This window comes from Lysobacter arenosi (assembly GCF_016613475.2).
Taxonomy (GTDB): Bacteria; Pseudomonadota; Gammaproteobacteria; order Xanthomonadales; family Xanthomonadaceae; genus Lysobacter_J; species Lysobacter_J arenosi.
This window is the reverse complement of sequence record NZ_CP071517.1, coordinates 2,504,179-2,517,911: the sequence shown is the minus strand read 5'-3', so window position 1 is coordinate 2,517,911 and position 13,733 is coordinate 2,504,179. Positions and strand designations below refer to the sequence as shown.

General features: G+C 67.7%; 13 protein-coding genes and 1 pseudogene. 2 read left to right on the top strand and 12 right to left on the bottom strand.

Annotation, left to right across the window (positions count from 1 at the left end):
* Window positions 1–2 precede the first annotated feature (2 nt).
* Entirely contained in the window at window positions 3–494 is a 492-nt protein-coding gene (locus tag HIV01_RS11720; RefSeq protein ID WP_200607306.1) for an Lrp/AsnC family transcriptional regulator, read from the bottom strand.
* Between the two features lie 203 nt (window positions 495–697).
* On the opposite strand from HIV01_RS11720, the gene yedA reads away from it, so the two are divergent.
* Window positions 698–1,642, top strand: coding sequence for a drug/metabolite exporter YedA (gene yedA, locus HIV01_RS11715; RefSeq protein WP_200607304.1), 945 nt, complete (start codon window positions 698–700; stop codon window positions 1,640–1,642).
* Window positions 1,639–2,550, top strand: a complete 912-nt coding sequence (gene rarD, locus HIV01_RS11710) for an EamA family transporter RarD (RefSeq protein WP_207526942.1) — start codon at window positions 1,639–1,641, stop codon at window positions 2,548–2,550. Before yedA ends, rarD begins: the two co-directional genes overlap by 4 nt.
* Before the next feature lie 61 nt (window positions 2,551–2,611).
* Here rarD and HIV01_RS11705 read toward each other — a convergent pair whose 3' ends face one another.
* From HIV01_RS11705 to HIV01_RS11655, 11 genes and pseudogenes are all read right to left on the bottom strand, one after another.
* On the bottom strand, window positions 2,612–3,928 hold the full coding sequence (locus HIV01_RS11705) for an ABC transporter permease (RefSeq protein ID WP_425600229.1): 1,317 nt from the start codon (window positions 3,926–3,928) through the stop codon (window positions 2,612–2,614).
* A 12-nt stretch (window positions 3,929–3,940) separates the two neighbouring features.
* Entirely contained in the window at window positions 3,941–5,098 is a 1,158-nt protein-coding gene (locus tag HIV01_RS11700) for an ABC transporter permease (RefSeq protein ID WP_200607300.1), read from the bottom strand.
* A gap of 19 nt (window positions 5,099–5,117) precedes the next feature.
* A complete protein-coding gene (locus HIV01_RS11695) occupies window positions 5,118–5,813 on the bottom strand; it encodes an ABC transporter ATP-binding protein (protein ID WP_200607298.1) in 696 nt (231 codons plus the stop codon).
* Window positions 5,814–5,878: 65 nt separating this feature from the next.
* The gene (locus HIV01_RS11690; protein ID WP_200607296.1) at window positions 5,879–7,138 is read right to left on the bottom strand and encodes an efflux RND transporter periplasmic adaptor subunit; all 1,260 of its coding nucleotides are present in this window, start codon (window positions 7,136–7,138) and stop codon (window positions 5,879–5,881) included.
* A gap of 118 nt (window positions 7,139–7,256) precedes the next feature.
* Window positions 7,257–8,630 carry a leucyl aminopeptidase family protein gene (locus HIV01_RS11685; RefSeq protein WP_207526941.1) on the bottom strand — a complete coding sequence of 458 codons (1,374 nt, stop codon included), beginning with the start codon at window positions 8,628–8,630 and terminating at the stop codon, window positions 7,257–7,259.
* Window positions 8,627–9,343, bottom strand: coding sequence for an HAD-IA family hydrolase (locus HIV01_RS11680; RefSeq protein WP_200607293.1), 717 nt, complete (start codon window positions 9,341–9,343; stop codon window positions 8,627–8,629). Before HIV01_RS11680 ends, HIV01_RS11685 begins: the two co-directional genes overlap by 4 nt.
* A 41-nt stretch (window positions 9,344–9,384) precedes the next feature.
* Window positions 9,385–10,467: an AI-2E family transporter gene (locus tag HIV01_RS11675; RefSeq protein WP_200608489.1), complete on the bottom strand. Its 1,083-nt coding sequence runs from the start codon at window positions 10,465–10,467 to the stop codon at window positions 9,385–9,387.
* A gap of 35 nt (window positions 10,468–10,502) precedes the next feature.
* Window positions 10,503–10,937, bottom strand: coding sequence for a hypothetical protein (locus HIV01_RS11670; protein WP_200607291.1), 435 nt, complete (start codon window positions 10,935–10,937; stop codon window positions 10,503–10,505).
* A 153-nt stretch (window positions 10,938–11,090) separates the two neighbouring features.
* Window positions 11,091–11,477: pseudogene (locus HIV01_RS18390) on the bottom strand (phage holin family protein); the annotation flags it as partial.
* Between the two features lie 93 nt (window positions 11,478–11,570).
* Window positions 11,571–11,933 carry a hypothetical protein gene (locus HIV01_RS11660; RefSeq protein WP_200607287.1) on the bottom strand — a complete coding sequence of 121 codons (363 nt, stop codon included), beginning with the start codon at window positions 11,931–11,933 and terminating at the stop codon, window positions 11,571–11,573.
* 88 nt (window positions 11,934–12,021) lie between these two features.
* On the bottom strand, window positions 12,022–13,455 hold the full coding sequence (locus HIV01_RS11655; RefSeq protein ID WP_200607285.1) for a trypsin-like peptidase domain-containing protein: 1,434 nt from the start codon (window positions 13,453–13,455) through the stop codon (window positions 12,022–12,024).
* Between the last annotated feature and the right edge of the window lie 278 nt (window positions 13,456–13,733).

Genomic DNA, 13,733 nt, shown 5'->3' with positions numbered 1-13,733 from the left:
CCCTACTTGCGCCGCCGCACCGGCGCCCGAGTCGGCACATGCAATCCCGCCTTCACCACGTCGAACACCATCCGCGTTTCATAGCGCTTGATGTTGCCCTCGTCCATGAACAACCGGTCCGCCACTTCGCGGCAGTGCGCCACGCCCGTGGTCGACAGGATCACCAGGTAGTCCCATTCGCCTGCCAGCGTGTAGCACTGCTGCACTTCCGGCGCGGCGCGCATGCGGGCATGGAACGCGGCATGCAACTTGGCCGACTCGCGCTCCATCGCGACCAGCACGGTCGCCAGCGTCGTCCCGAGCTGCCTGGGGTCGAGTACCGCGATCTGCCGCAGCAATCCGCTCTTTCGATAGCGGGTAAGCCGCCGCTGCACGGCGCTGGCCGACAGCCCGACCGCCTCGCCCAGGGCGGTCAGCGTCGCCGAGGCATCGCGCTGGAGCAGCTCGAGCAGGCGGTGGTCGAACTCGTCGAGTGCCGCGGGAGTCTTGGCCATGCAAAATTTTTGCGTTAATGCGCACGATTTATCAATCCCGTCGCGGCCGCTGCCGTTACGATTCAGTCATCCGAACGTTCCCAGCACCGTTGGTGCGGCGTCCCGGCCGTCGATGACGACCAGGTGCGCCGCCCGCGCGGTGCCGGCCGCGTCGGCCCGCAGCACGTCAAGCACGTCCCACCCCCACCCCACGTGGAATCCGCATGAGCACCGCTGCACCCACCGCCGCCCGCGCCGCTCCCGGCGGGCTGGCCGTCGCCTTTGCCCTGGCCTCGGTCTACATCCTCTGGGGCTCGACCTACCTCGCAATTCGTTTTGCGCTGGAAAGCTATCCGCCGTTCCTGCTCGGCGCCGGGCGCATGTTCCTGGCCGGCGCGATCATGTTCGCGGTGCTGCGCTGGCGCGGCGTGCCCATGCCGACCGGCAAGCAGTGGCGCACGCTGTGGGTCCTGTCGATCTGGATGGTGCTGCTGTCCAACGGCCTGGTGAACCTGGCCGAGACCGAAGTTGGCTCCGGCCTCGCGGCCATCGCCGTCGCTTCGATGCCGCTGTTCGCGGGCGTGTTCGCGATGCTGCGCGGCCGCCACCCCTCGAAGATCGAATGGGTCGGCCTGATCATCGGCTTCCTCGGCGTGCTCTGGCTCAATGCCGGTGGCGAGCTGTCGTCGTCAACGCTCGGCCTGGTGTGCCTGGTGATCGCGCCGATCGCGTGGGCCTGGGGCTCGATCTGGAGCCGCGACCAGGACCTGCCGCAACCGTTCATGTCGGCCGCCGGGCAGATGCTCACCGGCAGCGTGTGGATGCTGATCGCCGCCGTGCTGCATGGCGAGCGCATGACCGCGATGCCCAGCGCCAGCGCGACCACCGCGCTGCTGTACCTGGTCGTGGCCGGCTCGATCTTCGGCTTCACCGCCTACATCTGGCTGCTGCACCACGTGCGGCCGGCGCTGGCGACCAGCTACGCCTACGTCAACCCGCCGATCGCGGTGCTGTTCGGCGCGCTGATCGGCGGCGAGCACTTCACCGCGCATGACCTGGGCGCGATGGCGGTGATCCTGGTCGGCGTCGTCATCATCACGCTGGCGAAGGCGCGCGCTGGCAAGCAAGTGCAAACGGCGGTAGCTGCTCCGACCGAGCCCGCGGCATGAGCGACCACGCTTCCGTGCGCGGCGGCCTGTGGGTCGCCGCTGCCTCATTCGTCCTCTGGGGCCTGATGCCGCTGTACTGGCATCTGCTCAAAGTGGTGCCGTCGCTGCAGATCGTCATGCACCGCATTGTCTGGAGCGCGCTGCTGGTGGCAGCGTGGCTGGTCTGGAAGCAGGGCCGCGGCTGGTTGCGCGCGACCATGGCGCGACCGCGCGCGGCTTGGATGCTGGCGCTCAGCGGCACGCTGATCGCGTTCAACTGGGGCCTGTACGTTTGGGCGGTGAATGCCGGCCACGTCGTCGAGAGCAGCCTGGGCTACTTCATCAATCCGCTGGTCAGCGTGCTGTTCGGCGTGGTGTTCCTGCACGAGCGGCTCAACCGCGTGCAATGGCTGTCGGTGGCGCTGGCGGCGACGGGCGTGGCGTGGCTGACCTGGCAGTACGGCCAGCCGCCGTGGATCGCCATCGGCCTGGCGCTGTCGTTCGCGCTGTACGGACTGATCCGCAAGCTGGTCGCCGTCGATTCGGTCAACGGGCTGGGCGTGGAGAGCGTGTACCTGTTCCTGCCGGCGTTGCTGGTGCTGCTGTGGACCGAGACGCACGGCACCGGCCACTTCGCCAGCGGCTGGGGCCTGGGCGTCGATGCGCTGCTGGTCTTCTGCGGCGTGCTTACCGCGCTGCCACTGATCGGCTTCGCCTACGCGGTGCGGCGCGTGCCGTTGTCGGTGGTGGGCCTGATGCAGTACATCGCCCCGACCATCCAGTTCCTGCTCGGCGTGCTGGTCTTCGGCGAGGTATTCGACCGCGACCGCGCCACCGGCTTCATCTTCATCTGGGTCGCGCTGGCGATCTTCGCGATCGACGGGCTGCTGCGCGCGCGACGCGCAACGCTGGCGGCGGCAGCCGCCTGACCCGGTAAAAGAACAGGGCGCCGAAGCGCCCCTGTTGCCATCGCATCAGTGCGAGCGCGCCTTACGCAGCGCGCAACGCTTCGGTCACCGGCAACCGCGCCGCGCGCAGTGCCGGGAACAGGCCGCCGACCAGGCCGATGCCCAGCGCCCACTTCAGGCCGTTCCACAGCAGCTCCGGCGAGACCTTGAACTGGAACATCACCTGGCTGAAGTTGTTGCCCAGCGTGGACACGCTGTAGCCGTTGAAGATCAGCCACGCGATCGCGCCGCCGACCAGGCCGCCCAGCAACGCCAGCAGCATCGTCTCCAGCATCACCGCCACCACCACCGGCAGGCCGCGGAAACCAATCGCCCGCATCGTCGCGATCTCGCGCGCACGGCCGGCAACCGCCGCGTACATGGTGTTCAACGCGCCGAACACCGCGCCCACCGCCATGATGCCGCCGATGATCGTGCCGAGGATCTTGAGGAACTTGCTCAGGCCCTCGGACTGCTTGGCGTAGTAGTGGCGCGTGGTATCGACGTCGAGTTTCAGACGCGGATCGGCGGCCATCGCGGCCTTGAGCTTCTTGAAGCCATCCTTGCCGTCGAGCTTGGCGGTCACCGACTGGAACGCATTGCGGCGATAGGTCGCGCCGAGCGTGTCGGCATCGGCCCACAGTTCCGAATCGTGCGAGTCGCCGGAGGCGAACACGCCGACCACCGTCCACACCTGGTTGGCGAGTTCGAGCTGCTTGCCGACCTCAAGGTTGACGTACTGCTTCTTCGCGCCCTGGCCGACGACCAGCTCACGCATGCCGGGGTTGAACTTGCGGCCTTCGATGATCTTCACCTGCGGACGCAGCGTCCACGCCGCCTCGCCGACACCGCGCAGCTGCGCGTTGGCATCGGTGTGGTCGGCCTTGGTCACCATGTTCACCACCTGCGACAGCTCCGGCGACAGCGCCGGGCGACCATCGGGACCCTTGGCGATGCCGGCCAGCGAGCTGATCAGCGGCACCTGGTCACGGGTGATCACCGAGTTGGTCTCGGCCTGCGAACCACCGCGCAGGATGATCGCGGTCTGGTCGTTGCCGGTCTGCTTGAGCGTGGCCTCGAAGCCGGCGCCCATCGCCAGCATCGCCACCAGCACGCCGACCACGCCGGCAATGCCGACCACGATCACCGCCGACGGACCCCAGCGCTGCGGAAGGCTGGCAATGCCGATCTTCGCCGCCTCCAGCGCCAGTCGACCGGTGCGCGTCAGCAGCAGCCACAGCACCAGCGCCACCAGTACCGCCAGCACGCCGTACCAGGGCAGCATCGTCCAGGCCACCAGGCCCGCGATCAGCGCCAGCACCACACCCAGATTGCCCAGCCATTTCTTCATGCGGCTCATATGTGGTCTCCCTTATCGGCCCGCGAGGGCGTCGACAATGTTGAGGCGCATCGCGCGCAGGGCCGGCAGCAGGCCGACGCCAATACCAATGGCGAGCATCAGGCCGATACCGACCAGCCATGTCGCGCTGGGCATGTGCGGCAGCTGGATCAGGCCCATGCTGGCCGCGCTCACCGCCGGCATCACGATCGCCGCGATGCCCAGGCCGATCAGGCCGCCGAGCACCACCAGCAGCGTCGCCTCGGCCAGCACCAGCCACAGCACGCTGCGGTTGGAGAAGCCGATTGTCTTGAGCACCGCCAGTTCCGGGATGCGCTCACGCACCGCCTGCGCCATGGTGTTGCCGGTCAGCAGCACGAGGGTGAAGAACACTGCGCCCATGATCGAGGTGACGATCAGTCCGATGTCACCGATCTGCTTGAAGAAGGCCTGGTTGAAGGCCTGCTCGGTCTGGGTCTTGGTCTCGTGGTCGGAGTTGTCCGACAGCGCATCGATCGCGCGCGCGACCTGGGTCGACTGGTTGGCGTTGGCCAGGTCGACCACGTACCAGTGCACCTGGCCCTTGCTGAAGTCGTTGGCCTCGTCGAAGTACTTCCAGTTGAACATCAACTGCTTTTCTTCGCCCTTGCGGCTGTTCTCGGCGAGCTTGAAGATGCCGACCAGCTTGAACTCCCAGTTGTTGCTGCCCTTGGTCGGGAAGATCGTCGCCTGCAGCGGAATGGTGTCGCCGATCTTCCAGCCGTGCTGCTTGGCCAGCGCCTCACCGACGATGGCGCCGTTCCGCGTCGCGTAGAACGCCTTGAGCTGGTCGGGCGGGATGATGTACTCCGGGTACAGCTCGATGTAGCCCGGGCCGACGGAGAAGTTGGGGAAGAAGTTCTTCGGATCCTGGTAGATGCCACCGAACCAGGTCGCGTACGAGGCCTTGGCCACGCCGGGAACCTGTTCGATCTGCGTCTGCAGGCGATACGGCAGCGATTGGGTGATCGACAGCTTGGAGGTGGTGATCAGGCGGTCGTAGCCGGCAACGTTGGCGCTGGAGTTGAAGGCCACGCGCACCGAGTCGAGCATCCCGAACAGCAGGAATGCGGTGATCACCGATAACAACGTCAGGAACGTGCGGGTCTTGCTGCGGAACAGCGCGGCCCAGATCAGGTGCAGGTATTTCATGACGCCTCCCGATTGGGTGTCAGTGCTCCACTGCCAGCTCACGCTCGACCAGGGTGCCCTTGTCGAGGTGGATCGTGCGCTGGGCGTGATCGGCGGCCTTCGGATCATGGGTGACCATGATGATGGTCTTGCCGTGGTCGCGATTGAGCGACTGCAGCAGCGCCAGGATCTCCTCGGCGGACTGGCGGTCGAGGTCGCCGGTCGGTTCGTCGCAGATCAGCAGGGTCGGGTCGGAAACGATCGCGCGGGCGATCGCCACGCGCTGCTGCTGGCCGCCGGACAGTTCGTTCGGGCGGTGCTTGCCGCGATCGGCCAGGCCGACCAGCTGCAGGGCGATCTCGGCGTTGCGCTTGCGCTGCGCCGACGACAGCTTGGTCAGCAGCAGCGGCAGCTCGACGTTCTTCTGCGCGTTGAGCGTCGGCATCAGGTTGTAGAACTGGAACACGAAGCCGACGTTGTGGCTGCGCCACTGCGACAACTGGCCACCGCTCAGCGTGTCGATGCGCTGGCCTTCCACCTGGATCTCGCCGCCGCTGGGCGAGTCGAGGCCGCCGATGAGGTTGAGCAAAGTGGTCTTGCCGGAACCGGACGGGCCCATCAGTGCGACGAAGTCACCCTTGGGGATGTCCAGGTCGATGCCGTGCAGCACCTCCACCTTTTCCGGACCGCGTTGATAGGTCTTCCTGAGATTGCGGATCGAAACCAGCGTAGACATTGCGACGTCCTCGAAACGGTAGAAGGAGGAACTGCGTTGATTTCCTGCGTTGGATTACCTGGCGATTACTCGCTCGCCGAATCGCTGTCGGACTCGGCACCGGCGGCGGCGACCTTGACCCGGTCGCCATCGGCCAGATCGGCGGGAGGATCGAGCACGACCGTCTCACCGCCTGAGAGTCCCTGTGTCACTTCGCGGTCCTCGCCGAGGCTGCGGCCGACAGTGACTTCGCGCTGCACGGCCTTTTCCTCGGCGACCACGAACGCCAGCTGCTTGCCGTTACGCGAGGCGATCGCCGCGGCTGGCACCAGCACGCCCGGCTTCTGCTTGGGCGCATCGGCCTTGCCGGCTTCCAGGAAGCTCACGCGCACGCCCATGTCGGGGACGATGCGCGGGTCCTTGACCTTGAGCGCGACGCGCACCTTGACGGTGGCCTTGCCGCGGTCGGCGGCGGGGATGATCGCGATCACCTCGGCCGGGATCTTCCAGTCCTGGTAGGCATTGAGCGTCGCCTCGACCGGCATCTTGGGCTGCACGCGGCCGATGAAGGCCTCGCCGACCTCGACCTCGATCTCCAGCGAATCCATGTCGACGATGGTGCCGATGCCGGTGCGGGTGAAGCCGCCGGTCGCCAGCGGCGAAACAATCTCGCCCGGCTGCGCGGCCTTGGCGGTGACCACGCCGGCGAACGGCGCGCGCACGATGGTGTTGTCCACGCCCAGGTCGGCGATGTGCAGGCGGTCGCCGGCGACCTTGGCGTTGCGTTCGGAGGTGGTGAGCTCGGCGCGCAGCGAATCGCGAGCGGCGATGGCCTCGTCGTACTGCGCCTTCGACACCAGCTGCTGGTTGACGAGCGTCGACAGGCGGCGGGCGTTGGCTTCGGCCTCGGACAGTCGTGCACGCACGCTCTCGACCTGGCTGCGCGATGCGCCGACCTGGGCGTTGGCGAGCGTGCGTTCGGCATCGGCGTCGATCGGATCGAGCGTGGCCATGACCTGGCCTTCCTCGACCTTCTGGCCTTCCTCGATCATCACCTCGCGTACCTTGCCGGTGATCTTCGCCGACACGGTAGCCATGCGGCGGGCGACGACATAACCGGTGGCATCGAGCACGGAGGCATTGCCGCCGTTGCCGATGGCGGTGACGGTCGCGGTCTGGACCTCGACCGCGCGATCGCGGCCGAACACGGCCCACGCGGCAAGCATCAAAACGAGAACACCCGCAGCGACGGCGAGCGCGATCCACAAACCGCGGCGTGAAGCCGGCGGCGGTGGCGCACTACGGTCTATGCGCAATTCCTTGAGCAGGTCGGACGAGGCAGTCATATGCACACCAGACGCAAGACGGCGCCTAGTGTGACGTCAGAGAACCGATTGCGCCAACCTGCCGGAAGTCAGTTTGTGCAGGAACCGGCACGGAGCCCGGGCCGGGATATCGCTACCACTACGTCGAGGACAGCTTCCTGAGCAGCCCATAGGCGCTGCGCAGACCTTGCGCTTCACCGCCGGCCGGACGGCCCGGGCGGTCGCTGTCGTTCCAGCTGTAGACGTCCAGGTGCGCCCACTTCTGCGCGGCCGGGATGAAGCGCTCGAGGTAGATCGCGGCGGTGATGCTGCCGGCCATCTTCGACGGACCACCGTTGGCGATGTCGGCAACGGTGCTGGTCAGGTAGCGCAGGTACGGCCGCCACAGCGGCATGCGCCACAACGGATCGCGGCGCTCGATGCCGGACTCCAGCCACAGCCGCGCGACGTCTTCGTCGTTGCTGTAAAGCGCCGGCAGGTCCGGACCCAATGCGATGCGCGCCGCGCCGGTGAGCGTGGCGAAGTCGAGCAGCAGCGCCGGCTTCATTTCGCCGGCATAGGTCAGGGCATCGCACAGGATCACGCGGCCCTCGGCATCGGTGTTGTCGATCTCCACCGACATGCCCTGGCGAGTGGCGAGCACTTCGCCCGGACGGAATGCATTGGGGCCGACCGCGTTCTCGACTGCCGGCACCAGGAGCGTCATGCGCAGGGGCAGCTTGCGCGTCATCACCAGTTCGGCGAGGGCGATGGCATGGGCGGCACCGCCCATGTCCTTCTTCATGTTGCGCATGCCGTCGGCCGGCTTGAGGTCGAGGCCGCCGGTGTCGAAGCACACGCCCTTGCCGACGATCGCCACGTGCGGGTGCGATTCGTCACCCCAGCGCAGCGCGATCAGGCGCGGAGCGCGATGGCTGGCGCGGCCGACCGCATGGATCGCCGGGAAATTGCGCGTGAGCAGGTCGTCGCCGCTGATGACTTCGATCTGCGCGCCGAAGCGCTCGGCCAGTTCGCAGGCCACCTGTTCGAGCTGGTCCGGGCCCATGTCCTCGGTCGGCGTGTTGACCAGATCGCGCACGCGGATGCAGGCGGCGAGCTGGGCGAATGCTTCGTCGTCGCCCTGGGTCTGCAACTGCGCCGGCTGGCGCAGCGGCTGCTTGTAACGGTTGAAGCGGTAGCTGCCCAGGCCCCAGCCCAGGTGCAGGGCCGAACGCGCCTCGGGCGCGAGGTCGGTCGCCAGCGACCAGGCACGTACCGGCAGCGCGTAGGGCGCGTGGCCGTAGGAGTAGGGATCGAGCAGGTCGGCAACACCGATCACCGCGGCAGCGATGCCACCGTCGGCGGCGGGCAGGGTGATCGCGGTCCACGGCGAACCGTCGAATGCCTGCGCATCGAGCGAGGCCAGAACCGAAGCCTCCTGCGTCGCGCGCCACTGGCCGATCGTGTCGCGGCTGACCACGTGCAGCGGCAGGCTGTCGATGTTCGCGTCGGCGAAACCGTGCGGGATGCTCATGCGCTAAGGAGTTCCGGTTGTTGTGCCATGTCCAGCCAGTCGGCCAGTGCGGACAGTGTGGTGAATTCGAGGTCGGGGCGGAGGTCGGCGTGCGGCCAGCGTGCGCCTTCGCGATTGATCCAGCAGCTGCGCAGTCCGGCGCGATGGGCGCCGACGACGTCCATCTCGATGTCGTCGCCGACATGCAGCACGTCGCCCGGTGCCAGCTCGAGCTGGCGGCAAGCGGCGTGGAAGATGCTCGCCGCAGGCTTGGGCGTGCCGTGTTCGCGCGCACCGAGCTGGAAGACGAAATGCGCCGAGACGCCAACGCGCGCGAGGTCGGCATTGCCATTGCTGATCGCCGCCAGCGGTACGCGCGCGGCGAGGCGTTCGAGCGCGGCCAGCGAGTCGGGATAGAACTCGACGCGGTTGCGCTCGGCGTAGAACGTTTCGAACGCGGCGTCGGCATGGGCCGGATCGTCGCCGCTGAGTTCCATCGCCCGCACCAGGCTCAGCTTGCGCAGCTGGCTGAAGTCGTGGGCGAGGTCGGGGCGCTCGATGAACACGCGCTCGCGCAACTCGCGCATGGCGGCGATCGGGAAGTGCTGCGCGGTGCCGGGGCAGTGCTGCAGCAGCCACTCGTGCAGCACCTGCTCGACCCGCGCGCCGATCGGAGCGAAGGGCCACAAGGTGTCATCGAGGTCGAGGGTGATGGCGCGGACGGGGAAATGCATGGCGATATTTTAGCCTGTTTGCTGGGAAAACCCGGTGTCCGTCACTCCAGCAGCCGCGCCCAGCCCCCCATGCCCTCGATCCGGTCCAGCACCAGCTTCACGCACACCAGCAGCGGCACCGCCAGCAGCAGGCCGATGATTCCCCACAGCCAGCCGAACAGCATCAGCGCCAGGATCAGCACCAGCGGCGACAGGCGCATGCGCCGGCCGAGCACGATCGGGGTGACGATCTGCCCTTCGATGGTGTGCAGGACCAGGTAGATGCCCGCCGGCAGCAGCGACGGCAGCAGCTGGTCGAAGGCGACGAAGCCCATCAGCAGCATGATCACGATGCCGATCAGCGGGCCCACGTACGGCGCGAAGTTGAGGATCGCCGCCATCGTGCCCCACAGCAGTGCTTCCTGCAGTGGCACGCCGAGCCAGTACAGCGCACCCGACAGCGCCAGGCCCACGGCGATGTTGATCAGGGTGATGGTCAACACGTAGCGCGAGATCTCGCGCTCGATCGAATGCAGGATGTCGACCGTGAGCTTCTTCTGCTGGCGCGTGGGCAACAGCGCGATCGCGTTGCGTTGCAGGCTCTCGCCATAGACCATGAAGAAGAACGTCAGCAGCACCACCGCCAGCACCGAGGCCACGCGTCGCGGCGTCGCGGTCAGCGCCTTGTAGGGTTCGTTGAGTTCGGTGCGGATCACCTGCACCGGCTTGCCGGTGCTTTCGCCGCCAGCGGCGCGGGCGATGTTCTGCGCGGCCTTGTTGGCATCGAGCATCGGCTTGGTCAGGTCGCGCAGCTTGGGCGCGATCGATTTCATCTCGCGCGGAACCTGCCGCACCCATTCGCCGGCCGGTTCGATCAACTGGTTGCCCAGTGCGCCGGCCGCGGCCAGGCCACCGACCAGCACCAGCACCGCGCCGAGAAAGCGAGGGATGAAGAGCTTCTGCAGCCCGCGGATGATCGGGTTGCCGACCAGGGCGAAGAACATCGCCAGCAGCACCGGCAGGATCAGTTCCTGCGCCGCCCACAGCGTGTAGCCGACCGCGAGCGTGGCCAGTACCACCGCCGCGCTGCTCGACCGCGGTCGCGGCAGCGATGGGCTCGCCGGACCCTCGCCGTTGTCGGCCAGTCCCGGCTCGGAAGGTGTCTCGGGTTCTGGGATGCTCAAGGTTGGACCGGGTCGACGACGGCGACGCGTGCAGCTTGCACAGTTGCCTCGGCGCGCGCCAGCGTCGCCGCTTCCTCGTCACGGGCCGTTTTGGCCAAACTCGCTTCGGTCGGCGCCGCCACCGCCTGCTCGGCACTGGCCGCGGCCTGCTCGGCACCCTCGGCCGCGACCTGGGCGCTGCCGCCGGCGAACAGGCCCGACACCATCGTGATCAACTGCATCAGTCCGCCGCCCTTGCCGATGGTCCGAAGCGGTTCGGCGCGGCCAACGACAAATCCGGCGACGAGGCCGGCGATCACGATCCGTCCCGGCGTCCAGGCCTCGCGCCAGGAATCGCGCAGCCCGCCCAGTTGCGACGCGACGCGACGCTCGCTCTCCTCGAGCACGTCCTCGGCCTGGTCGACCTTCTGGATCAGCTGTTCAAAGCGCATGGCGATTCCGTGGGCGCATGGTCATGGCGGTGCGACATCGATGCCCTGCCTGTCCTTCTTCGGTTCTCCCGACGGCGTCTGCGCGTGGCGCTTGTGGACCTCGCGCGCCGACTCCGTCGAACCCGGGCTGGGCATGAGGTCGGACAGCTCGCCGATGCCCAGCCGCGCCAGCTGCCGACGCGTCGCCTGCAGGCGGGTGTGGTCGAAGTAATGCATCGCGCGCCAGCAGGCGTAGCCGGTGACGGCCAGGCTGAGCACTGCGGCGACGAGCATCGCCAACAACCACGACAAACCCAGGCTGGTCAGCAACGCCACCAGGCTGCCCATCAGGAACAACCACGCCGAGGCACCGAACACGATTGCCATGCCGGTGAAGGCGAGGGCACGGCCGAGTGCACTGCGGGCCAGCGACAGGTCGGCGGCGACGAGGCTGCGTAGTGCCTTGGCCGATTCGCCCGCGGCGCCGAGGCTGGCGCGCGCGGTAGCGCCCAGTGCGCCCAGTGTCTCGCCCAGGTCCGGTGGCGAACCCGGTATCTCGATCCGCGGTCCGTCGGGCGCGGAGCCATTGGGCTCGGGGCCATTAGGCTCAGAGCCGTCAGGCTCGCGCTCGTCCCCGGCCTGGCTCACGTGTGCTTACTTGTCGCCGCTGCGGGCGAGCTTGGCGATGATCCAGCCGGCGGCGAATGCCACGCCGAAGGATGCCAGCGGACGCTCGCGGATCAGTTCGGCGGCGCTGTCGATCAGGTCGCGTCCCTTGTCCATCAGTGCATCCACCTGCTCGCGGGCGACACCGCCGGCCTGTTCGGCAGCAGCGATTCCCGACAGCGCGGTGTCGGCCAGGTCGGCTTTCACGTTCGCCTTGCCAACGCGCAGTTCGTCGCCGGCCGCGGACGCCGCGCCACGCAGTGCCTCGCCGGCATCGCTGGCGGCCTGCTTCAGGTGTCCGCCTGCCTCGCTCAGATGGGTCTTCATGCCGTCGCTGGGGGTGGGATTCATCAGGTACTCCTCCGTAAGGGGTCGCGGGTCTTTCCTGCCCGGATTGGCTTCATTGAGCCAATCGACTCGAAGCAGGGTGACCCAGATCTCACTGCATCGGCAAGTTGCCCTGCCGGCCGCCGCCGCGTACGACGCGCAGGATCAACTGTGCAGGAGCCTGCGTGAAGCTGGCGCGGAAACCTGAAAGGTCGTCGAACTTGCCGGTGGTGGCAGCCGTGATGATGTCGTCCTTCTGCAGGCCGTTCTGCGCGGCGCGGCTGCCGCGCGCGACCGATTCGACCAGCACGCCCGAGTAGCCGGACTGGCGCAGGCGCTCGGGCAGTTCGGCGAACACGGCGCCGGCCAGGCGCGGATCGAGTTCGAGACCCTGGAACGATTTGGGTTGCTCGCGCAGCGAAGTGTTCAGCTGGATCACCTTGCCGTCACGACGCACGTCGAGCGCGACGCGGCTGCCCACCGCCTGCAGGCCTTCGAAGTTGCGCAGCGCATCCGGGTCGTCGATGCGTTCGCCATTGGCGGCGACGATCACGTCGCCCGGCTTGAGCCCTGCAGCGGCGGCACCGCCACCGGAGTAGACCTGCGTCACCAGCGCGCCGCGTGCTTCGTCCAGGCCCAGGCCCTGTGCGAGTCGCGCATCGACCGCCTGCGATTCCAGCCCCAGCGTGCCGCGGATGACCACGCCGTTGTTGGCGATCAACTGACCCATGATGTTGCGCGCCAAGCTGGTGGGAATGGCGAAGCCCAGGCCGATGTTGCCGGCCATCGAGCCGCGCGGGTTGAAGCTGGCAGTGTTGATGCCGACCAGTTCGCCGTTGAGGTTGACCAGTGCGCCGCCGGAGTTGCCGGGATTGATCGAGGCGTCGGTCTGGATGAAGTTCTGGAAGCCCAGCCCGCGCAGGCCGGTGCGGCCCACGGCCGAGACGATGCCCGAGGTCACCGTCTGGCCGATGCCGAATGGGTTGCCGACCGCGACCACGAAGTCGCCCACGCGCAGCGCGTCGGAGTTGGCCAGCGGCAGCGCGACCAGGTTGGGCGCGGTGATGCGCATCAGCGCCACGTCGGTGTCGGGATCGGACCCGAGGAATTCGGCCTTGAGCGTGCGCCCGTCGGCGAGCGTCACCGAGACTTCGTCGGCGCCTTCGATGACGTGGTGGTTGGTCAGCACGTAGCCGCGCTGGGCGTCGACGATCACGCCCGAGCCGAGCGACTCGTTGATCCGCTCCTGGGTCAGCTCCGGGAACATGCGCCGGAACATCGGATCGCCGCCGAACGGGCTGACCTTGACCCGTTGCTTGGTGTGGACGCTGACCACGGCCGGGGTGACCTTGGCCAGCATTGGTGCCAGCGACGGCAGCGGCTGGCCGCTGACCACCGTTGGCAGTGCGGCGATCGCCGGAACGGTCGCGGCAGCAGCGGGAGCGGCCTGGGCAGGCGCCTCCAGGCCGTCGCGGATCGCGGTGGCGGCAAAGCCGCCGAAGGCGGCGGCCAGGGACAGGGTAAGCAGGGTCGGCAGAGGGCGCATCGCGTCGTTCTGGCTGGAGGGGAGGGTGGCGTCCGCCGCAAATGCAGCTGAACGGCGCCAGTGTCTGGCAAGACCACTAAATAGGCCATGAAGTTTCCGGGCCAGTTTCCGCAATCGAGGCGGTCTGCGCAGCCCCCTGCAGCGGCGATCGCGCACCCTGGCGCGCCCTGCAAGTGCACCTGCCGCAGTGCGTCGCCGACGTTCGTCACGAATTGAGACTGCGATCAAAAAAGCGTTGACTAAATCCAGGACCGGGTTTAGCTTGAACCCTCGCCTCT